At 60.2% G+C, this 21,946-nt stretch carries 22 protein-coding genes; 9 read left to right on the top strand and 13 right to left on the bottom strand.

The features are described 5' to 3' along the window. Positions 1–98: 98 nt before the first annotated feature. The 6 genes from ACZ5FP_RS23245 to ACZ5FP_RS23220 all read left to right on the top strand — a co-directional run bounded on the left by ACZ5FP_RS23245 (position 99) and on the right by ACZ5FP_RS23220 (position 6,173). The gene (locus ACZ5FP_RS23245; RefSeq protein WP_464664818.1) at positions 99–1,337 is read left to right on the top strand and encodes an extracellular solute-binding protein; all 1,239 of its coding nucleotides are present in this window, start codon (positions 99–101) and stop codon (positions 1,335–1,337) included. A gap of 77 nt (positions 1,338–1,414) precedes the next feature. Further along, complete coding sequence (locus ACZ5FP_RS23240) at positions 1,415–2,296, top strand: carbohydrate ABC transporter permease (protein ID WP_464664817.1); 882 nt, start codon at positions 1,415–1,417, stop codon at positions 2,294–2,296. Further along, positions 2,296–3,141: a carbohydrate ABC transporter permease gene (locus ACZ5FP_RS23235; RefSeq protein WP_464664816.1), complete on the top strand. Its 846-nt coding sequence runs from the start codon at positions 2,296–2,298 to the stop codon at positions 3,139–3,141. The genes ACZ5FP_RS23240 and ACZ5FP_RS23235 overlap by 1 nt, the downstream gene beginning before the upstream one ends. Beyond that, positions 3,138–4,160, top strand: a complete 1,023-nt coding sequence (locus tag ACZ5FP_RS23230) for an SIS domain-containing protein (protein ID WP_464664815.1) — start codon at positions 3,138–3,140, stop codon at positions 4,158–4,160. Before ACZ5FP_RS23235 ends, ACZ5FP_RS23230 begins: the two co-directional genes overlap by 4 nt. A gap of 4 nt (positions 4,161–4,164) precedes the next feature. Beyond that, a complete protein-coding gene (locus tag ACZ5FP_RS23225) occupies positions 4,165–5,100 on the top strand; it encodes a PfkB family carbohydrate kinase (protein ID WP_464664814.1) in 936 nt (311 codons plus the stop codon). After that, a complete protein-coding gene (locus ACZ5FP_RS23220; protein ID WP_464664813.1) occupies positions 5,097–6,173 on the top strand; it encodes an ABC transporter ATP-binding protein in 1,077 nt (358 codons plus the stop codon). Before ACZ5FP_RS23225 ends, ACZ5FP_RS23220 begins: the two co-directional genes overlap by 4 nt. Here the strand turns inward: ACZ5FP_RS23220 and ACZ5FP_RS23215 are convergent. From ACZ5FP_RS23215 to ACZ5FP_RS23155, 13 genes are all read right to left on the bottom strand, one after another. Continuing rightward, entirely contained in the window at positions 6,170–7,072 is a 903-nt protein-coding gene (locus ACZ5FP_RS23215; RefSeq protein ID WP_105733355.1) for an AraC family transcriptional regulator, read from the bottom strand. The genes ACZ5FP_RS23220 and ACZ5FP_RS23215 overlap by 4 nt on opposite strands. 136 nt (positions 7,073–7,208) lie before the next feature. Continuing rightward, positions 7,209–8,135, bottom strand: a complete 927-nt coding sequence (locus tag ACZ5FP_RS23210) for an ABC transporter ATP-binding protein (protein ID WP_464664812.1) — start codon at positions 8,133–8,135, stop codon at positions 7,209–7,211. Next, positions 8,132–8,947, bottom strand: coding sequence for an ABC transporter ATP-binding protein (locus ACZ5FP_RS23205; RefSeq protein ID WP_464664811.1), 816 nt, complete (start codon positions 8,945–8,947; stop codon positions 8,132–8,134). The genes ACZ5FP_RS23210 and ACZ5FP_RS23205 overlap by 4 nt, the downstream gene beginning before the upstream one ends. Further along, positions 8,944–9,822: an ABC transporter permease gene (locus tag ACZ5FP_RS23200; protein WP_223614936.1), complete on the bottom strand. Its 879-nt coding sequence runs from the start codon at positions 9,820–9,822 to the stop codon at positions 8,944–8,946. The genes ACZ5FP_RS23205 and ACZ5FP_RS23200 overlap by 4 nt, the downstream gene beginning before the upstream one ends. 15 nt (positions 9,823–9,837) lie before the next feature. Next, the gene (locus tag ACZ5FP_RS23195) at positions 9,838–10,815 is read right to left on the bottom strand and encodes an ABC transporter permease (protein WP_464664810.1); all 978 of its coding nucleotides are present in this window, start codon (positions 10,813–10,815) and stop codon (positions 9,838–9,840) included. A 55-nt stretch (positions 10,816–10,870) separates the two neighbouring features. Beyond that, positions 10,871–12,523, bottom strand: coding sequence for an ABC transporter substrate-binding protein (locus ACZ5FP_RS23190; protein ID WP_464664809.1), 1,653 nt, complete (start codon positions 12,521–12,523; stop codon positions 10,871–10,873). Positions 12,524–12,556: 33 nt separating this feature from the next. Then, complete coding sequence (locus tag ACZ5FP_RS23185; protein ID WP_464664808.1) at positions 12,557–13,582, bottom strand: glycoside hydrolase family 3 N-terminal domain-containing protein; 1,026 nt, start codon at positions 13,580–13,582, stop codon at positions 12,557–12,559. A 38-nt stretch (positions 13,583–13,620) separates the two neighbouring features. Continuing rightward, positions 13,621–14,100: a GNAT family N-acetyltransferase gene (locus ACZ5FP_RS23180; protein WP_464664807.1), complete on the bottom strand. Its 480-nt coding sequence runs from the start codon at positions 14,098–14,100 to the stop codon at positions 13,621–13,623. Between the two features lie 251 nt (positions 14,101–14,351). Next, a complete protein-coding gene (locus ACZ5FP_RS23175) occupies positions 14,352–14,723 on the bottom strand; it encodes a YbaN family protein (protein ID WP_464664806.1) in 372 nt (123 codons plus the stop codon). Between the two features lie 95 nt (positions 14,724–14,818). Next, complete coding sequence (locus ACZ5FP_RS23170; RefSeq protein ID WP_223614728.1) at positions 14,819–15,244, bottom strand: hypothetical protein; 426 nt, start codon at positions 15,242–15,244, stop codon at positions 14,819–14,821. 166 nt (positions 15,245–15,410) lie between these two features. Then, positions 15,411–16,109, bottom strand: coding sequence for a hypothetical protein (locus ACZ5FP_RS23165; RefSeq protein WP_464664805.1), 699 nt, complete (start codon positions 16,107–16,109; stop codon positions 15,411–15,413). A 414-nt stretch (positions 16,110–16,523) separates the two neighbouring features. Then, the gene (locus ACZ5FP_RS23160) at positions 16,524–17,570 is read right to left on the bottom strand and encodes a glutamine synthetase beta-grasp domain-containing protein (RefSeq protein WP_464664804.1); all 1,047 of its coding nucleotides are present in this window, start codon (positions 17,568–17,570) and stop codon (positions 16,524–16,526) included. Positions 17,571–17,934: 364 nt separating this feature from the next. Then, positions 17,935–18,189: a hypothetical protein gene (locus ACZ5FP_RS23155; RefSeq protein WP_223614725.1), complete on the bottom strand. Its 255-nt coding sequence runs from the start codon at positions 18,187–18,189 to the stop codon at positions 17,935–17,937. A gap of 238 nt (positions 18,190–18,427) precedes the next feature. Here ACZ5FP_RS23155 and ACZ5FP_RS23150 point away from each other — a divergent pair, with 238 nt between their 5' ends. From ACZ5FP_RS23150 to ACZ5FP_RS23140, 3 genes are all read left to right on the top strand, one after another. Next, a complete protein-coding gene (locus ACZ5FP_RS23150) occupies positions 18,428–18,985 on the top strand; it encodes a TetR/AcrR family transcriptional regulator (RefSeq protein ID WP_223614724.1) in 558 nt (185 codons plus the stop codon). 297 nt (positions 18,986–19,282) lie between these two features. Then, a complete protein-coding gene (locus tag ACZ5FP_RS23145) occupies positions 19,283–20,215 on the top strand; it encodes a helix-turn-helix domain-containing protein (protein WP_223614723.1) in 933 nt (310 codons plus the stop codon). A 593-nt stretch (positions 20,216–20,808) separates the two neighbouring features. After that, complete coding sequence (locus ACZ5FP_RS23140) at positions 20,809–21,897, top strand: porin (protein ID WP_464664803.1); 1,089 nt, start codon at positions 20,809–20,811, stop codon at positions 21,895–21,897. Positions 21,898–21,946 lie beyond the last annotated feature (49 nt).

Genomic DNA, 21,946 nt, shown 5'->3' with positions numbered 1-21,946 from the left:
AGTCCTGAATGACAAAAGCTCCCGCGCATAATGACCACCAACCGGCACCCGTTCATCACGGACAGGTTCCGGGCCACAAGAGCCAAATAGGAGGTACCATGTTGAAATCCATCCAGACCGCGCTGCTTGGCGCAACACTTCTGGGAGCAGCGCTTGCCTCTCCCGCCCATGCAGAAACCAAGATCAACGCGCTTTTCATGGCGCAGGCTGCCTATAGCGAAGCCGATGTCCGCGCGATGAGCGAGGCCTTCACCAAGGCCAATCCGGATGTCACCGTCAACCTCGAATTCGTGCCCTATGAAGGCCTGCACGACAAGACCGTCCTGGCCCAGGGCTCGGGCGGCGGTTACGACGTGGTTCTGTTCGATGTGATCTGGCCGGCGGAATACGCCACCAACAAGGTGCTGCTTGACGTCTCGGACAAGATTACCGGCGACATGAAGACCGGCGTGCTTCCCGGTGCATGGACCACGGTGGAGTATCAGGGCAAGCGCTATGGCATGCCATGGATTCTCGACACGAAGTACCTGTTCTACAATAAGGAAATCCTCGAAAAGGCCGGCATCAAGAACCCGCCGAAGACCTGGGCGGAACTGACCGCGCAGGCCAAGACCATCAAGGACAAAGGCCTCCTGGCAACACCGATCGCCTGGAGCTGGTCGCAGGCGGAAGCCGCGATCTGCGATTACGCCACGCTGGTCAGTGCCTATGGCGGCAGCTTCATCAAGGACGGCAAGCCCGTCTTCCAGTCGGGCGGCGGCCTCGATGCCCTCAACTACATGGTCGACAGCTACAAGTCCGGCCTGACCAACCCCAACTCCAAGGAATTCCTGGAGGAGGACGTGCGCCGCGTATTCCAGAACGGCGAAGCCGCCTTCGCGCTCAACTGGACCTACATGTACAACATGGCCAATGATCCGAAGGACAGCAAGGTTGCCGGCAAGGTCGGCGTTGTTCCCGCTCCGGGTATCGATGGCAAGAGCGCCGTCTCCGCCGTCAACGGCTCGATGGGCCTCGGCATCACCTCCACCAGCAAGCATCCCGATGAGGCCTGGAAGTATATTGCGTTCATGACCTCGCAGCAGACACAGAACCAGTATGCCAAGCTGAGCCTGCCGATCTGGACATCATCCTATGCGGATCCCGCGGTCTCAAAGGGCCAGGAAGAGCTGATTGCTGCCGCCAAGCAGAGCCTTGCGGTGATGTATCCGCGACCGACGACGCCAAAATATCAGGAGCTGTCGACCGCCCTGCAGCAGGCAGTGCAGGAATCGCTGCTCGGCCAGGCCAAGCCGGAAGATGCGCTCAAGACAGCCGCCGCAAACAGCGGCCTGTGATGCAACCATACGGGCGGCGGATGTGCACCGCCGCCCGTATCTTTCTCAATGATTGATAGTGTGGCAGGCTGCTTTTCATGACGAGCAATTGGATTACGACACGCGCGTGGCTCCTGATGCTGCCACTTCTCATCGTCATGATTGCGATTATCGGCTGGCCGCTGGTCGATACCGTGCGCCTTTCCTTCACCGATGCCAAACTGGTCGGCACGGCTGGCAGCTTCGTTGGCCTCGACAACTACGTGAAAATGCTGTCCGGCTCGAATTTTCAGCGGACCCTCGTTACCACCACGCTGTTCGCCGTGCTTTCGGTCGCAGCCGAAATGGTGATCGGCGTTCTCGCCGCGCTACTCCTGAACCAGCAGTTCTATGGCCGCTCCGTCTTGCGGGCGCTGATGATCCTGCCATGGGCCCTCCCCACGGTGGTCAATGCCACCCTGTGGCGGCTGATCTACAACCCGGAATATGGCGCGCTTAACGCGGCGCTCACGCAGATCGGCCTTCTCGACACCTATCGCTCGTGGCTCGGCGAGCCCGGCACGGCGCTGACCGCCCTCATCGTTGCCGACTGCTGGAAGAATTTTCCGCTGGTGGCGCTGATCGCGCTCGCCGCGCTGCAGGCCGTGCCGCGCGATATCACCGCAGCGTCGATGGTGGACGGTGCCGGCGCCTGGTCCCGGTTCCGTTTCGTCATCATGCCCTATCTCGCCGGCCCGCTGATGGTTGCGCTGGTCCTGCGCACCATCGAAGCATTCAAGGTCTTTGACCTTATCTGGGTGATGACGCGCGGCGGCCCGGCCAACAGCACCCGCACGCTGTCCATCCTCGTGTATCAGGAAGCCTTCTCATTTCAGCGCGCAGGGTCCGGAGCATCGCTTGCCCTGATCGTCACGCTTCTCGTCACCGTTCTTGCCGTCGCCTATGCCGCCTTGATCCGCAAAAGCGCAGGAGCCTCCTGATGGAACGCCGCAGCATGACAGCCACGATCCTTGTCCATGCCGCAGCGCTCCTGCTGGCAGCGGTCATCCTTGCGCCGGTGGTCTGGCTGTTCATCATGAGCATTTCGTCGACCACCGACCTCATCACCAAGCCGCTGCGCTGGTGGCCCGAAACCATCGACCTCTCACGCTATGGTGTTCTCCTGTCGAGCGTCGCCAACAGCGCCGGGGAGGCATTCGTCGCCTCGCTTTTCAACAGTCTCAAAGTGGCGGGCATGGCAACAGCGGCGGCACTTGTTGTCGCCATACCCTCGGCCTGGGCGGTATCGCGCACGCCAAGCGTCGGCTGGTCCCTCTATGCGGTCATCGCCACCTATATGCTGCCACCGGTCGCTCTCGCCGTTCCGCTCTATATGGCGCTGTCGGCCCTCGGTCTTCTCAACAACGTTTTCGGACTGGCCCTGGTGTATCTGACCATCCTTGCGCCCTTCACCACATGGCTGATGAAATCCGGCTTCGATTCCATTCCGCGCGAAATCGAAAGCGCCGCGACGGTCGATGGTGCGCGGCTTGACCAGATCCTGCGCCTGATTACCCTGCCATTGGCCGCACCGGTCATGGCAACGGCGGCGCTCTTTGCCTTCCTGCTCGCCTGGGATGAATTCTTCTATGCCTTGCTGTTCACCTCCGACCAGCGGGCCAAGACCCTCACCGTCGCCATCGCCGATCTTGCAGGCGGCCGGGTCTCCGATTACGGACTGATCGCCACAGCGGGTGTGCTGGCCGCCCTGCCGCCGCTGATCATCGGTCTGTTCATGCAGCGTGCCCTGATTTCGGGTCTGACCAATGGCGGCGTCAAGGGATGAGCATGACATCTGACCAGAACCGCCCCGCCGGCCTTGTGGCGATCGAAAAGGAAATGGCGCGGCAGAATGCCGATGCAATCGCGTCCTTCGAAGCGGCAAAGCCGCTTGCCACAACAATCGCCCAATCGCTGCGCAAGACCGGACGCCTTCTGCTGCTCGGCATGGGCGGCTCCCACGCGGTCAATCGGGCCGTCGAGCCGCTCTATCGCAGCCTGGGGATCGATGCGGTGGCGCTGCCCCTGTCGGAACAGCTCGGGCAGCCGGTGCCGATAAGCGGCAAGACAGTGCTTGTAACGTCCCAGTCCGGCGAAAGCGCCGAAGTGCTGCGCTGGTTTGCCGAAGCGGGCGTGGCGCCCGATACGTTCGGCCTGACGCTCGAAGGCGGATCGACGCTGGCCCGCACCGTGCCCTCGCTCGTGGGTGCCGGCGGCACCGAAAACGCCTTTGCCGCCACCCGCAGCCTGACCGTCAGTTTTGCGCTGCATCTTGCTGTTCTGACAGCGCTGGGCGACGATCCCTCGGCAGCGCTCGAGCGCCTTCAACGCGGTGACACGGCGCAGATTGATGCGGCCGTCAAAACACTCTCCGATGTTTCCTCGGTGGTTACATCGGGGCGCCGTCTGCAGGGCGTCGCCGAAGCCATTGCGCTCGGCCTCACCGAACTGTCGCGCATCCCCTGCTTCTCGCTGGAAGGCGGGCAACTGCGGCACGGGCCGATGGAAATGCTCGGGCCAAAGGTCGGCGTGGTGCTGTTCCGCGGCAAGGATGCCACCGCCGGACTGGTTGCCGGAATGGCCGTGTCCGCGTGCGAAGCAGGATCGCCTGTAGTGGTGTTCGACGCCTCGGGCGAAAAGCCGATTGATGGCGTTACCACCGTCAATGCTGGTGAAGCCGCCGGGATCGCCGCCATTTTCGCGTTGCTGCCCGCCGCGCAGCATTTCATGATCGCCTTTGCCGGCGAACGGGTCGCCGATGTCGGAACGCCCGTGCGCTCCACCAAGATTACGCGGAGCGAATAGGATCATGCGTCCGCTTGCCGTCATTGGAAACGTGAATGTGGACCTGATCCTCGGCCCCGCCGACCCCTGGCCGACGCCCGGCACGGAGATCATGGTCGATTACGACGAACTGCGTGTCGGCGGTTCGGCCGGCAATTCGGCTTTGACCTGGGAAGGGCTCGGCATCGACTTCCAGATCGCCGCCAATGTCGGCAGCGACCAGTTCGGCCAATGGCTGCGCGAGGAATTCGGCGTGCGCGGCCAGCGCTGGCCTGTCGCCCCGATGGGAACCACCCTGTCCGTCGGTATTACCCATCCCAATGGCGAGCGCACGTTCTTCACGACGCGCGGCCATCTCGGCGCCCTATCCTGGCCGGATGTGCTCGCCATGCTGGACACGCACCGGTTGCGCGGCGGTCATGTCCTCCTGTGCGGTTCATTCCTGACCGATGCGCTCGTTGCGGACTATGACGCGCTGTTTGACTGGGCCGATGCCAACGATATCCGCGTCGCGCTCGATACCGGCTGGCCAGCCGACGGCTGGAGCGACGCCAACCGTGCGGCGACCCGCCGATGGCTGTCGCGCTGTCACTGCGCCCTGTTCAACGAGGTGGAAACAACGCGGCTTGCCAACAGCATCGAGCCAGCAGACGCGGCGCGCACGCTGAAGGCGCTGATGCCGGAAAATGCCATCGTCGTGGTCAAATGCGGATCGGACGGTGCCCTGGCCATCGGCCCGGACAATCAGCTGGTGACGACCGATGCACCGATGGTGTCCGTTGCCGACACGATCGGCGCCGGCGATGTTTTCAATGCGGCCTTCCTGGCCGCCCTTGCGCGGGAAATGCCCCTGCAACACTGCATCGCCGCCGGTGTCCATGTGGCGTCCAAAGCCATCTCGACCGTACCCCGCCGCTATGACAGCCATGACCTCGACACCACGCCGGAGAATGCGCAATGAGCGCCCTTGAACTCATCGACATCAGGAAACGCTACGGCGTCATCGAAACCCTGAGAGGTATTGACCTGTCGCTTGCCAGCGGCGAGTTCCTGGTGCTGCTCGGCTCCTCCGGCTGCGGCAAGTCCACGCTCCTCAACATCATTGCGGGGCTGGCGGAAGCAACGGAAGGCGACGTGCGCATCGGCGACCGCTCCGTGACCGGCGTACATCCGAAGGACCGGGACATCGCCATGGTGTTCCAGTCCTACGCGCTCTATCCGAACATGTCGGTGGCGCGCAACATCGGCTTCGGGCTGGAAATGCGCAAGGTTCCGGCGGCCGAACGCACGGACGCCGTGCGCAAGACCGCAAAAATCCTGCAGATCGAAAACCTGCTTGAACGCAAGCCTTCCGAACTTTCCGGCGGCCAGCGTCAGCGCGTCGCCATCGGCCGGGCTCTGGTGCGCGATCCGCAAATTTTCCTGTTCGACGAGCCGCTGTCGAACCTCGATGCGAAACTGCGCATGGAAATGCGCACCGAACTGAAGCGCCTGCACCTGATGCTGGGGACGACGATTGTCTATGTCACCCATGACCAGATCGAAGCGATGACGCTGGCAACCCGCATCGCCGTGATGCGCGACGGCCAGATCGAGCAATTGGCAACGCCTGATGAGATCTACAACCGCCCGGCCACCCGTTATGTCGCCAGCTTCGTCGGCTCGCCGCCGATGAACATGCTGGAGGCCACGGTCGCCGAGGGTATCGCCCATATTGACGGATCGCTGAGCGGCTTTGCGCTTCCCGCCGATATCCGGGAAAAGGCCGGTCAGGCACGCGATGTCGTCATCGGCATCCGCCCCGAAAGCCTGAGCCTTGCTCCGGCTGGCGATGCGGCGCTTGGCATCGATGCCATGGTCGAGGTGGTGGAGCTGACCGGCCCCGAACTGGTGGTCACATCAACCATCGGCAGCCAGCGCCTGACCGCCAGCCTGCCGCCGAAATCGGCGGTGACAGCCGGGATGGCCCAGCGCTTTGCCATCGATGCCGGTGCCCTGCACATTTTCGACAAGGCGACCAGTAGGCGGCTCTAGCCTTCCAGCAGATAGTCCGGCATGTCCTTCAGCCGGGCGATATCGCGCAGCGGCGGCTGGCCGAACAGGCGCGCATATTCGCGGCTGAACTGCGACGGGCTGTCATAACCCACCGCATGGCCCGCCGTTGCCGCGTCCAGCGACTGGCTGAGGATGAGCCGCCGCGCTTCCTGCAGCCGCAGTTGCTTCTGGTATTGCAGCGGGCTCATCGACGTCACCGCCTTGAAATGCTGATGGAAGGAGGACGGGCTCATATTGGCTTCGGAGGCCACATGCTCGATGCGCAGCGTCTTGCGGAAATTGCGCTTGATCAGTCCGATGGCCTTGTTCACCTGATGCAGGCGGCTTTCCGACTGGGCGATCTGGCGCAGGCGGCCGGACTGTTCGCCCGTCAGGAGCCGGTAGAGCAGTTCACGCTCGGTCAACGGCGCCAGCATGGAAATGTCCTTCGGCGTATCGAGAAGGCGGACAAGCCGCACGACATTGTCGAGTAGGTCCGGCCCCATCGGATTGAGCGACATGCCGCGGTCGGGCAGCTGGTTGCTGAAACTTTCCTTCGGCGCTTCCAGCAGCAATGCGCTGAGCATGGTGGGATCAAGGTCAAGGCGCAGCGACAGATACGGCTCGTCTTCCGACGCTTCGATGACATGACCCACAATCGGCAGATCAACGGAAACGGTCAGATAGGTCGCCTTGTCGTAATAATACACCTCGTCACCCAGCATGGTGCGCTTGCGGCCCTGGGCGATCACACAGACCGCCGGTTCATGCACCACATGGTTCGGCTCGGTCGGCGCCGTGGCACGGGCGAGGTTCAGGCGCGGAATATCCGTCGAAAACAGCCCATCGGCACCCGTGTGCTTTTCGATCAATTGTGCAAGCTCGGTAATTTTGTCCACGGCAGCTCTCCTCGGGTAATGCCCACCCTATCTAGGTGTCATCACGCGCGCGAACCAGAGCCGAACCGCCAGCTTTGATCCGCTTTGGAGGATTGTGCAATCATCCGGCAGTTTTGGTCAATCGCGACGGCGCGCTCTACGCCGCCCTGCCGCTTGCGATCTGGCGGATGAAATGGCCGGGCTCGATAGCGACGATGCGATCCTGCGGCACCGCTGATAAGCGTCGGACTTCGTCGACATCGGCCGCCTTCAATTGCGCCTTCGGATCATCGAACCGCATCTGCGGATCGGGCACCGCCGATAGGAGAAGCCGGGTGTAGGGATGCTGCGGGTTGTCGATGACCTTGTTGACATTGCCCCATTCGACGATCTGTCCGGCATACATGACGACAATGTCCTCGGCGACGTAGCGGGCAGTGGCGATGTCATGGGTGATATAAAGCAGCGCAAGCTTCATGTCCCGCTTCATCTCGTTGAGCAGGTTGAGCACGCCGAGACGCACCGACACATCGAGCATCGAGGTCGGCTCGTCCGCCACGATCACTTCGGCGCCGACCGCCAGCGTGCGGGCGATGTTGACGCGCTGGCGCTGTCCACCCGACAGTTCATGCGGGTGTTTGCGCGCGACGATTTTCGGGTCGAGCTTGACCCGGGTCAGCAGTTCCTCGATGGCAGCATCGAGCTGTTTTCCCTTGAGGTCACGCCGGTGCAGCTGCAGCGGGCGGCGCAGGTGATAGTCGATGGTATGGGCCGGATTGAGCGAGGAAAACGGATCCTGGAAGATCATCTGCACCGAGCGGCGATAGGCGGCGAGCGCCTTGGCGTTGTCGGTCGCGACAGGTTTGCCCTTGAACAGCAGCTGGCCTTCGCTTGGCATGTATTCCCGCATCACCAGCCGGGCACAGGTGGTCTTGCCGCTGCCGGATTCGCCGACAAGCGCAAGGGTCCGGCCGGTATGCAGCTCGAAGGAAACCGACTGCGCCGCATTCACCTTGAACGGCGCCGTGCCAAAGGACTTCGACACGCGGTCGAGCGCAAGGATAGCGGTTTGCGGATCGCTCATATCGATACCTTCTCCATCACCGGTTCTCCGTGCAGCGACGGGAAGGAAGCCCAGAGCTTTTTGGTGTAGTCGTGCTGCGGCGCGCCAAAAATGTTTTCCGCGGTGTTCTGCTCCACGAGCCTGCCCGCCAGCATGATGCCGATGCGGTCGCAGAACTGCACCATCAGGCCGAGATCATGGGTGATGAACAGCACGGAAAAGCCGAAGGTGCGGCGCAGTTCGTTGATGCGCTGCAGGATTTCGCGCTGCACCACCACATCGAGCGCGGTGGTCGGCTCGTCCATCACGACGATCTTCGGATTGAGCGCGAGACAAATGGCAATGACGATACGCTGGCGCATACCACCGGAAAACTGGTGCGGATAATCCTTCATCCGATCCGGCGGAATATCGACAAGACGCAGCATTTCCGCCGTCCGCTCGCGCGCCTGCGCCCGGTTCATCTTCTGGTGCGTGCGCAGCACGTCATAAAACTGTTCCTGGACGCGCAGCACGGGATTGAGCGAATTCATGGCGCTCTGGAACACCATGGCCACTTCGCGCCAGCGGAAATCCCGCAGCTGTGCCGGGTTGAGATCGAGCACATCCCTGTCCTTGAGGAGTATCCGGCCGGAGCGGATCAATGCCGGCGGCTTGTGCAGCCGGCTGATGGCAAAGGCGATGGTGCTCTTGCCGCAACCGGATTCTCCGGCAAGACCGAAGACTTCGCCGCGGGCGACGTCGAAGCTGACATCGTCCACAGCGCGGAAATCCGTGCTGTCGCCGATATAGTCGATGGTGAGGTTTTTCACCTGAAGCAGCGGTGCGGTCACAGGCGGCCCTCCCCGGAGCGGATCAGTGCCGACCAGCGGCTCATGCTGTTTCCCGTGCGAAGGCGCGGATTGGCGATCTCATCGACGGCAAAGTTCAGCAGCGACAGGCCGATCCCCAGCAGCGCGAGAGCAAAACACGGGGTCAGGATATCCCACCAGGCGCCGACGGACAGGGCTGACGCTTTTTGCGCGTTGTACAGCATCATGCCCCAGGACACGGTCTTGGGATCGCCAAGACCAAGGAACTCCAGCGTTGCTTCCGTGATGATCGCAAAAATCACGCTACCGATGAAGTTGATGCCGACGATGGAAATCAGATTGGGGAAGATTTCAAAGGTCATGATGCGCCAGCGCGGCTCACCCATCATTTCGGCCGATTTGACGAAATCCTTCTGCTTGACCGACAGGGTTTCCGCGCGGGTGACGCGCGCGCCCCAGGCCCAGGACGTGCAGCCGAGGATGATGGCAATGACCAGCGGGCTGGCCTGACCGATAAAGGAGGCAAGCACCAGCAGTAGCGGCAGGTTGGGCACCACCAGCACCATATTGGTGAAGAAGCTGATGACTTCATCCGTCTTGCCGCCGCGATACCCGGCAATGATGCCGAGCGCCGTGCCCAGCACCGTAATCAGGAGCCCGGCGCCGAAACCGACGGCAAGCGATGTCCGCGCCCCGTAGATCAGCCGCGCAAAAACATCCTGGCCGATGCGCGTGGTGCCGAGCCAATGCTCGGCCGATGGCGGCTGATGCGGCCGGCCGACGCGCGCTGCCGGGTTATACTCTGTCAGCAGCGGTGCCGCGAGGGCGATCAGGACGATGATCAGAAGAATGATCATGCCGACCAGGGCTTTGCGGTTGCGGACAAGTCCGGCGATGAGAGGTTGCATGGCTCATGTCCTCCGCAGGCGCGGATCGAGCAGCACATAGCTGATATCCACGATGAAATTGGCGACAAGCATGGCGATGGTCATGATCAGGAGCTGGCCCTGAATGACGGGATAGTCGCGGGCGAGAATGGCCTGATAGAGGATATTGCCGAGGCCGGGATAATTGAACACGACTTCGGTCACCAGCGAACCGCCGAGCACGGTGCCGATGGCGATGGCAAGACTGCTGACCGTCGGCAGCAGCGCATTGCGCGCCGCATACCATATCATCACCCGGCTGTCGGAAAGCCCCTTGGCCCGCCCCATGACAATGTAATCCTCACCAAGAAGATTGATCATGTTGTTGCGCATGGTGACGGCAAAGCCGCCGGTCAGCACCGTACACAGGGTCAGCATCGGCAGGATGCCGTGATAGAGCACGCTGAGGATATAGTTCAGGGAGAACGCCGGATCGAGCGCCGGATCGGCGGAATAGCCGGTCGGGAACCAGTTGAGCGTGAAGCCGAAGAAGAAAAGCACGATCAGCGACGTAACCACCGCCGGGACGGAGGTGGCGAAGATCGCGCCGACGGACACGACGACGTCGAAGACACTGCCGCGCCGCCAGGCGGCTAGAATGCCGAGGAATGTCCCAAGCGTGAAACTGATCAGCGTGGCGGTTCCCATCAGCGCCACGGTCCAGATCAGGGCGTGGCCGAGAACCTCCGTCACCGGCAGCGGGAAATATTTGATCGACCGGCCAAGATCGCCAGTGAAAATGCTCTTGAGATAGGTGAGGTACTGCTGCCAGAGCGGCCCATCGACGAAGCCGAACGTCAGCTTCAGCGACGCGAGATTTTCCGCCGACAGTTCCGTGCCGGTGCTGGAAAACATGATCTGGATCGGATCCCCCGGCATCAGGCGCGGCAGGAAGAAATTGATCGTGGCAGCCGCAATGAAGGCAGCCAGATAGAATCCGAGGCGTCGAAGCAAAAAGGCCATATGCATCTCCCATCGCGGCGGGGACAGGTTTCACCCGTCCCCGCCTGTGCGATGCCTATTTGACCGGCTCGAGCGCCAGGAGGTGGATGAGACGCGCCGGGTTGTTGCGGGTGATCGACGGATTGACGAAGGGGTGCTCCTTTGTCGACCAGCCGGTGAACCGCTTGGTGTTGTACTGATACCAGTTCGGATTGTTGAACACTGGCATCATCGGCAGGTTTTCCGCAACAATGCGCTGGGCCTTGTTCATCACGGTCTTCTGTTCAGCCGGATCAGCGGTCCGCGTGAAATCCACCATCAGCTTGGCAAGATCAGGGTTGAACCAGCGCTGCGCGGTAAAGCGGGTCTTGCCCTTGTCCTGCTCGTTATAGGCGCGCTGATAGGGATAATAGGGCGAGGCCGCCGCCGGCAGGCTGTTGATGGCCATGTCGAAATTGCCATTGATCAGGTTACCCGACCAGACGGCTTCTTCCGGCGTGGCGATCTTCACGTCGAGCCCGGCCGCCTGCATGCCTTCGATGGCGATCTGCACCGTGTCGATCCAGTCCGTCCAGGCATTGGGCACGATCAGCGAGAACGACAGCTTGGTGCCATCGGGGTTGTCACGGAAGCCGTCGCCGTCCTTGTCCACATAGCCCGCCTCGTCGAGCAGGGCCTTGGCCGCGTCCGTGTCATATTTGCCGTATTTGCCGAAGTCGGTGAGCACAGACGGATCGGACCAGTTCTTGTACAGTTCGCCCATGCCCGAGGGATCGTCGTTCAGCGTGGGATAGCCGTAACCGGCCACGTCGATCATGCCCTTGCGGTCCAGCGCCATGCTGACCGCGCGGCGGAATTTCACGTCGTTGAAGGCCTTGCGGTTGTTGGCATTGGCCGTTTCCAGATTGAACAGGAAAGCAACCATGCTGCCCGGCGTGTACCAGTAGTGGAAGTTCTTCGGGTCCTTTGCCACATAGGTGTTCTCGATGTCCGGCAGGAACGACACACCCCAATCGAGCGTACCATTGGCGGTTGCGGTCAGGATCTGGTTGTTATCGGCCAATTGCGGGAAGCGCATGCAGTCGATCTTGAGGTCCTTGGCATCCCAATAGTTCGGATTGCGGCACTGGTCGTAGGTCTGGCCGGTGAACCGGGCAATCTCGGTCATCGGGCCGCTGCCGACCGGATTCTCGTTGGCGAAAGTCACCGGATCGGCAATGTCCTTCCAGACATGTTCCGGAATGATCGGAACCTGCACCAGCTGGTCGGCGGCCAGCGAGCTTGGATTGACCAGCGTGAACCGAACGGTCTGCGCATCGACAACCTCGACGCCGCTGATGAATTTCCAGATGCTGACGAAATCCAGCGCCGGGAACTTCTGCAGATAGTCATAGGTGAATTTGACGTCGGCCGAGGTCAGCGGCTTGCCATCCGACCATTTCATGTCCGGCCGCAGCTTGAACTCGATGCTCTTCAGATCGTCCGCCAGCTTGAAACTTTCGGCGAGGCGATAATTCGGCTTGTTGTTGTCGAAGCGGTTGAAGACGACGAGCGGCTCATAAATGAAATCAAGCGTGCTCTGACGGGCCGACGTCTGGTTGAACGGATTGAAATTGCGCACCCAGGTGGTGGCCGGCTCGATGTTGACGGTCAGCACTGTCTGCGCCATGGCAGGCGCAGACAGGAGCATCATTGCAGAAGCTGCTGCAAACAGACGGTTTCTCGACATGCGTATTCCCCTGTTTTTATTGATTAAAGACGATCAGCTGACCAGTGCACCGGCAAACATGTCTTCCACTTCCGCATGCACCGCCTTGACATCGACTTTCAGCGATCCAAGCCGGGCATTGGCGGCGGCGATACGGCGGGCGGCGTCTGCGGTCAGCGGGCGGGATGCCTTCGCCGCCGCTTCGCTGTCCGCGAGGTCGCCATGGCTGTGCAGCGCAATATCGAAGCCCGCGTCGAGAACCTGCGCGACGCGTTCCGGCATGGTGCCGGTCAGAGAATTCATGAAAATGCAGTCGGAGATGAGGACGCCGTCATACCCCAGGTCCTTGCGGATGACATCCAGCATGACGGGAGAGACGGAAGCGGGCTGCTCCTTGTCATAGGCCGAATAGACCACATGCGCCACCATCGCCCAGGGCGTATCCTTGAGATCGATGAACGGCTTGAAATCCGTGGCAAGGAGGGTTTCCTTGCTCGCATCGACGACCGGCCGCTCCTTGTGGGAATCCAGCGTGGCGCGGCCGTGGCCCGGGATGTGCTTCATGACCGGCATGTTGCCCGTCTCCAGCAGACCGTCGATGACCTCGCGGCCGAGCAGCGTCACGAGTTCCGGATCAGCCCCGAATGACCGGGCGCCGATGACGTCGCTTGTGGTATCGAACACCAGATCGAGCACCGGCGAGCAGCCGCTGGAAAGACCAAGCTCGGTCATCATGGTGCCCATGGCACGGGAAGAGAGCCGCAGCGCCTTTCGCGCCAGCTCAAGATCATGCCGGGCGAGACGGGCAAACTCGCCAAAACTGCGGAACAGCGGCCACGGACCGGCGTCGAGATGCTGAACGCGGCCGCCCTCCTGGTCGGTGAAGACCGGCGCATCGGCACGCCCGACAGCCTCGCGGAAACTTTCGATCAATGCCTTGACCTGCTCGGGCTCACGCTGGTTGCGGCGGCCGACAAAGAGGCCGAGCGGGTTGGTCTCGCGAAACAGCGCGATCTCATCGGATGACAGGACCGGGTTGGGAATGCCGACGAACAGGGCGAGAGGCAATTGGCTGGACACTGTATTCACTCCATGGGAACTGTGATGGGGGATAGGCTTCAGGTTCGCTTGGCGCGCAACATGCCCTGATAGATGCCTTTGTTTTCGGACGGGATTTCGATGGCGCCGACGGCCTTCACGTAGAAGTCCACCGGACCGGCATCACCGATGAACGCATAGGCATGGCCGAGCGTTTTCATGGTTTGCAAGGCGGCTGAAAAGAGGGCAAGGCCGAAGCCCTTCCCCTGCTTGTCGGGATGGACGCCCGTCGGGCCGAAAAAGCCGCGCGCTATCGCGTCGTAGCAGGCAAATCCTGCAAGCGCGCCATCCTCGATGGCGATGAGACAGGCCGAGGGCTGGCGGGTGATGGCAACCGTGACTTCGCTGGCCCAATTGGCGCTGAAATGTTCGCGGACCCAGTCCGTGACCAGTTGCGCCTCGGGCGCAAGCACCGGACGGATGGTCACAGCAACGCCGTCAGCCTTGGTCTTCAGTTCGGCCAGCTTGTCGGTGTACAAGCTTACAAGTAAATCAGACACCGCTGCTCCTCATCCAAATAATTCCACTGTAATGGAATATATCCCCTTTTAATGTAATAGAGTTGGATTTTTGTGCGCGCTTGTCAACTGTTTTTCGGGGCGGCATCTCTCCCGCGCGCCCGCTGTCCACCCGATTCCTGCAACTTCCGGGTTTGCGCGATCCCGCTTATCCGCAGGACGGAACCTCCCTGCATCACCGACGGGACGTCAATGGCCTTGAATGGGCGTTTCGATTCGCACGAGGTCGCCCGTCATTTTCCGGTCGGGCGGGAAACGACATAAACGGCGCAGGCGATGAAGAACAACATGACGGCACCGCCGAGAAGCGGCGTCGGCCGGGCAAAATACCAGAAGGAGCCATAACCGAACGCCATGCCGCCGCAGGCGATCCATTTCACCCGGAGCGGGATGGCGCCATGGTGCTGCCACTGCACCAGAGTCGGGCCGAAGACCGGGTGTCCCAGCAGCCATTTCTCGAAACGCGGCGAAGAACGGCCGAAACACCAGGCAGCGATGATCAGGAAAATGGTGGTGGGCATGACCGGAAGGAGCGCGCCGACAAAGCCGAGCGCCACCATCACCCAGCCAAGCGCGAAGTAAAACGCGCGTCGCGTTCCGTTCATCCTGCCCGCTCCTTCGCTAACCCCTGGCGATACGAGAAGCGGTTTATCCGGTGGCGATGCGGTTGTCAGCCGGCAACCGCATCAACCCCATTGCTTCAGAGACCAAAATGCCCCTTCAGGCCGGGAACCGACGCAACAATCTTGTCGACCAGCTGCGGATCGGCGGATTGCTTGGCATGGGCGATCACGGCGGTACCCGCCTGCTGAATCTGCTCCACCGTCAAGCCGCTGGCCTTGAGCGCCGCCATGCCATTGACCAGCGCGCCGACTTTTTCACCCGCCGCGCCGCTGAGAAACCCGGTTATGCTGGAGATGAGCCCGCCCGACTGATTGCCGGCAGCCATGACGTCGAAACTCTGCGCCAGCTGGGCCGCGCCTGGCATCTTGGCAAAGAGGCTGGCTGCCTGTTCCGGAGCTTCATGCTGGAGCACGGACAGCACGGTTCCAGCCGCCTTTTCCGCTGCCTGCGGATCGAGATTGGCTTGGGTGGCTATGGTGTTCACCAGATCCTGGATCGGCATGGCATTCTCCTGTTTGCGAGCGCAGAGCCGGATATTATACCGCCTCTATGAGCGTTGGATGACGCCAGAAAAGCCACGACGTTGCAAGCAGAAACGCCCGGACAGGCAATTGGCCGTCCGGGCGTTTCTGGAATTCAATCGCGGCCTGCCAAATGGCAGGTTGTTCCTATTCAGACTTCAGGCGGGTGTTGCAAGCACTCCAGTATTGCGGCCATGTCTGGCCGGCGACCTTGTTGGCAGCCTTTGCCTTCTGCCACTCATCGCCGCATTCGCGAATGCGGGAACGGAATGCGATTTCACCGGCAGACAAAGGTTTGCCGTTGGCGGCAGTTTCGGTGGCTGCGCCCGCTTTGCCGGCGGTCGCCTTGGCCGGCGCGGCGGCCGGTTCCGGCGGCGTTGCCGCATCGGACTTGTCTGCCTTGAGGCTGTCGCTGCACGCCGACAGGAATTGCGGCCACTTCTGGTCCTTCAATGTACCGGCGGTTTTGGCTGCCTGATACTGGGTGCTGCATTCCTTGGTCACGGCTTTGGCCGACATGGCTCCGGCTGCTGCCGGCGCTGCTGCCATTGCCGGCGTCTTGGCCGGCTTGGTGGCATCCTGGGCCTGCTTGACCGCCGGTGCCGTGGCCGCAGGAGCCGGTGCCGCAGCATCGGTCTTCAGGCTCGCACTGCAGGTCGACAGGAACTGCGGCCATTTCTGGCCATTGAGCGTACCGGCCTGCTTGGCCGCATTGTACTTCGTGCTGCACTCCTTGGTGACAGACTGGGCAGCGGTGCTCGCTGCGGATGCAGGGAGGGCAAATAGTGTCAATCCGGCGCCGACAATCACCGATGCGGCGAGCGTATGTGTCAGAAACTGGTTCATCTTCACATGTTCCTTGCGATCTGGTTCGCGTTTCCCCCGGGCACGCACCATGCGTTCCGGTTTAACAATGCCTTGATGCCTCCCGTCCCTGGGGAGTGAAGCGCATTTTCAACGCACCACTCGAAGTCATCAAGTGGAATCTGCACGTCGATTGTGGCTGAAAATGTCTCGCTTCCAGGAATATTTGCAGGTGAATTGCGCATCAGCGTGACCCGGCATGATTGATCCATGGCATTGCAAACACAGCATGATCTTCTCACTTACTGATTGCAAGTGAGTTCATATTCTACCGGAGGTATGGCAAAGGGTTGGCTGTGAACAGGCCTGCAGCCGGCTTCGGATCTCGATCGATTGGCATCGCTCATCCGAGGGGAGCGGCATGGCGCGGGAAAACCCGCGCCATGCCGGAACAACTTAAGCGACGGCAGCGAGCCTGTCTTCGACCGGCTCCGGAACCGATGCGATCGTGCGCAGAATCTGCGACGCGATCTGGTAGGGATCGCCCTGGGAATTCGGACGGCGATCTTCGAGGTAGCCCCGGTAGCCATTGGCGACAAAGCTGTGCGGCACGCGGATCGACGCACCGCGATCGGCGACGCCATAGCTGAACTGATGGATGGACTGGGTCTCGTGCTTGCCGGTCAGGCGCAGATGGTTGTCCGGTCCGTAGACGGCAATATGCTCATCGCAGGCGGTTTCGAACGCAGCCATGACCTGTTCGAAATAATCCTTGCCGCCGACTTCGCGCATATAGTCCGTCGAGAAGTTGGCATGCATGCCGGAACCATTCCAATCGGTATCACCGAGCGGCTTGCAATGGTATTCGACGTCGATACCGTACTTTTCGCACAGACGCTGCAGGAGATAGCGCGCCATCCAGATTTCGTCAGCGGCCTTCTTGGAGCCCTTGCCGAAAATCTGGAATTCCCACTGTCCCTTGGCCACTTCGGCATTGATGCCTTCGTGATTCAGACCGGCAGCAAGGCAGATATCGAGATGTTCTTCGACGATCTTGCGGGCGACATCGCCGACATTGCTGTAGCCGACGCCCGTATAATAGGGGCCCTGGGGTGCCGGAAAACCGGCCTCGGGGAAGCCGAGCGGGCGGCCGTTCTTGTAGAGGAAATATTCCTGTTCGAACCCGAACCATGCGCCTTCATCGTCATTGATGCTTGCACGCGTATTGGAAGGATGCGGTGTCTTGCCATCGGGCATCATCACTTCGCACATCACGAGAACGCCATTCTTGCGCTCGCTGTCCGGATAGACGGCAACCGGCTTCAAAACACAGTCCGAACTTCTGCCCTCGGCCTGCATCGTCGAACTTCCGTCAAAGTTCCAGAGAGGCAGCTGTTCCAGTTTGGGGAAAGCATCGAATTCCTTGACCTGCGTCTTGCCGCGAAGGTTGGGGACCGGCGTGTAACCGTCGAGCCAGATGTATTCGAGTTTGTATTTTGTCATTATGGCTTCTCTCATAGGTAGTTGTGCGTGCTGATCCTTTTTGCGGGTGCTGCGCCCAATCGTGCGCCATCACCTGCGGATACACTAGCCAAAGCAATTTGCGTGCCACTTTCGACGGAGGCTTAATTGCGGCTCCGCCCGGAGGCGTAAAAACAGCAAATGATCGCTTGCCAGCAAACAAAACCGGGCCGCCAAGACAGACAGCCGCGCTCAACAATTGCACATTGTCTGCCGATATTTTGTGCAACTGCGAAAATCCTGTGCAGCATCGCTTGCTGCAAAACAAAACCGGCAGCTCCCATGGGAACTGCCGGCGATCATTTGCATTGGCAATCCGTGGACTGCCCGAACTCCAACCCGAACGCTAAACGGACCCTTCGCAGCAGGCCGAGCGAACGCGCGCGCCCATGGCAAGCAGGCTCTTGGATACTGCGGGTTGATCCACCGTAAACGGGCGCTGCCAATTGTTGGATGCGACAGCCTCGATATTTTTTCGCGCCACAGATTTCATAAGGAGTTCAAGCTCGCTGCGGGTCACATGGTCAGCGCGCATGACGGCGTTGATCATGGGATCTGATAAAGCTTCAGCAAGGGTAAGATCGGCATATGTCTGTGGCATGATGCTCTCCTTCTGCGCGGCAATGGCGCCGCAATAACGAATAGAATGGTAAATCAGTACTTTTGTAAGGCGTCGGCCCGAACACCAATTTGAAAAATTGACATGAGAACCAAATGCGTGTTACCGGTAAGTAACAACCCATAGTTACTGGACGGTAACATCTATGTCAAGCGCGCCTACGCAGGAAATTTCGAAACCTCACGATACTGTTATATCAGGGGAATCCGACGGCAGCCGAATGCCGCCGCGCGCCCGCATCGTGGCCAGTGCCATCGAGCTGTTTCGCCAGCAAGGCATCAAGGGCGTTGGTGTCGACGCGATTGCCGAGGCCGCCGATTCCAACAAGATGACGCTGTATCGCCACTTCGGATCCAAGGACGATCTGATCTGCGAGTGCCTCAAACAGGTTTCCGCACGGCGCGAACAGATCTGGCGCGATCTGGAAACGGCCTTTCCGGATGATCCGCTGGCGCAGATACGCGGCTGGATTCATGAAGCCGCCGAATGCGTGTTCAGTGACCCGCGCGGCTGCGACCTGGCCAATGCAGCCATTGAACTCAAGGAAGCGAATCACCCCGCTTTCAAAGTGATCGTCGATGCCAAGAAAGTGCACAAGCAGCGCCTGATCGATCTTTGCCGCATGGCAGGGGTCACACAGGCTGAACAATTGGCGGATGCGCTTGTGCTGCTTGTCGAGGGGGCCCGCGTGTGCGGCCAAAGTGCTGGCGTGGAAGGCCCTCAGCAACAGTTGAAGCGGGCGTGCGACGCCATGATTGCCGCCTATTCCGCCAAGTAACGGCTATGGACGCCCTGTCTTTACCGTCCCAAACCTGACCATCCCGCCGAGACCAGTCGCGCAACAGGCAAGACCGCTTGCGCGGGGTGAAGGCAATTTCTGCACCCGGGGAAGCCAGACCACACGCAAGGCGTGCCGTTTGATTCACGCACTTGTTATCAGCGTTCATCGCAGGAGCATGTACATTGCGTGATCAGGACAGGGCTCCCCGACACCCGCCGAACCAACTGCCCGCAAAGGGCAAAACGACACTGGTGCAAATCCAGACGGAGTGGCAATCGAATGGGAATAGCCTTCATGAACGACCGGATGCCCGAAACCCTTCCCTTCATAAGTCATGAAACACGTTCCGAGTGGCTGCTGCAGCGGGTCGCGATCCTGCGTCAGCATCCCAATTTCAGCGAAGCAGCGGCGGACTATGCGGACGACGCCGTTGGAATTTTTGAGGGCCGCTACATGGCCAACAAGGTCATGGCGAATGTCGCCCGGCAAGTCATCTGCATGTCGATTCTCGCACTGCATTTCACGCGCGACAATGGACATCACGGCGCAACCATTTCCAGCATCCAGAACATAACGTCGAGCCTGAAGCTCTGCAGCAAGAACACCACCTCGGCGACAATCGATCTTCTGGAGAATATCGGGCTCGTCAGCCGCGTGCTCGACGAAACCGACCACCGGAACCATCTGATCCAGCCGACGGACAAGCTGATATCCGGCATGCGCAGGATTGTCGGCGTTGCGATCGCAGCGGCCGACAAATTGTTTCCTTCGAGACATTACAAGCAATTGATCGACGGCACGGACGGCTTCCTCGAACGCTATTTCGCCTCCAGCCTGCATTCGCTGCTCAATGTCAGCACCATGATTTCCAACCTGCACAGTTCCCAACTCTTCGCCATCAGCGATGGCGGCGGAGTCCTGCTCTGCAAGCTGATGACAATGAAGGAGCAGCAACCGGCAGACCGGGAGAATATCGTCAGCTTTCCCTATGATGAAATCGGCAATCTTTTCGGCGTGTCACGCACCCATATTCGCCGGCTTATGAAACGGGCCGAAGCGGAAGGGCTGGTGCGCTTGCTCGAAGACGGCGGCCGGCAGATCGAGATATTGCCGACCCTCAATGATGTCTTCGAAAACATGGTCGCCGCCCATATAGCCCGCGCCCAATTCGACATTCATCTTGCCAACGGGGATTACGATCTGTTGCCCATAGATCGCAACGCCTGAAGACCTTCGCTTGTGGAAAGCGCACGCGCCGCGCCATCCGATCTCGACCATCATGCTCAAAAGAAATGACCCTGCCCCTTGGAAAGGCAGGGTCGTTGAGCATTGACTGGAGATCAATTGAACTCATTTGCCTTCCTGTTCAACGCAGTCTTGCCGCGTGAACGAGAATTTGCCGGTTCACGTTGCATCCGATTTTCCAGGCAGTCAAAGGATAAAACTGGTGGCTTTTTGCTACCAACTTTGCGCCGCCAAATTGCGCCGGATGCGGCTTTCCCGCGACATTTGCGGAAAATTGCGGTTTTCGTGAACGGGATTCGTCGGTGTCCTCTGGCAGGACCCGGACCTTACAAAGATTTGATTTGCAACGAAAAACAGTAAGCCGGCTGGGCGTTTCGCGCAGCCGGAAAGACAAGGCCGACACGCCATGACGGCATTTTGCGTCTCGGCGACTGGTGCAAATTGGCAACATTGCGTCTGGTAGCAATATACCACCAGTTATGTCCTTTGACCAAAAGGGTACCCAAGTAAGACATAAGTGAGGCACTGCGAATTTGGCTTGCCCCTAGAACAATGATCCTTCACTGGAGATCGACATGAATATCAAAACTCTTCTTCTCGGCTCTGCCGCTGCACTTGTTGCAGTATCGGGAGCCCGCGCTGCAGATGCAGTTGTTGTCGCTGAACCAGAAGCCGTCGAGTACGTCAAAGTGTGTGACGCATATGGTGCCGGCTTCTTCTATATCCCGGGCACCGAGACATGCCTGAAGATCGGCGGTTACATGCGCTACGATGCCGGCGGTGGTGACGACCCCTACAAGGGCGGACACATGGGCGGCCAGAACGACACCTATTACAAGCGTGCCCGTGCCGAGGTGCGTTTTGATGCCCGGACGGAAACCGAACTTGGCACATTGCGCTCCTACATCCAGACGCGTTTCCAGTATACCGATGGCAATCAGGATGGCGCGTCCATTCCGCAGGCCTTTATCGAACTGGGCGGCTTCCGCGTCGGCGTGGCCGACGAAATCTTCGGCTCGTGGGTCGGATATGCCGGTAACATCATCAATGACGACGTGATCCAGTACAACAGCTTTGCCAGCAACCAGATAAGCTACACATATAACGCCGGGAATGGCTTCTCGGCGATCATCGCCGCCGAGCAGGGCGAAGTGGATCAGGGTTACGATTACCGCATCGATGACTACATGCCCCACGTGCTCGTGGGCGCCAAGTACGAACAGGGCTGGGGAACGATCTCCGGTATCGCCGGTTATGACTCCGCCGTGGAAGAATGGGGCTTCAAGGCTCGTCTGGATGTCAAGTTCACCGATACGGTTTCCGCCTGGGTGATGGGCGCCTACCAGACCAACTATGACGACCAGTCCTTCAACACCAATGTCAACTGCAACTGGTTCGGCACATGGGAAGGCGACTACGCCATCTGGGGCGGCCTGGCTGCCAAGGTTACCGACAAGGCAACCGTCAATGCGCAGGTTGCTTACGAAGAACAGGGCACGATTGCCGCTGCTTTGAACGTTGCTTACGAGCTCGTTCCCGGCTTCACGATCACACCGGAACTCAACTACACGAAGTTTGACGGCGCGCGTAAGGACTACTCCCTTGCCCACGGCGGCAACGACGATGCCTTCGGTGGTATCATCCGCTTCCAGCGCAATTTCTAGTCATCGCTAAAGCTGATTGTCCGGGGCCGCAAGGCCCCGGTTTTTTATG

The sequence above is a fragment of the Phyllobacterium sp. T2-21 genome (genome assembly GCF_055378485.1).
Note: the sequence above shows the minus strand (reverse complement) of the source record. Positions and strands in the feature narration are given on the sequence as shown.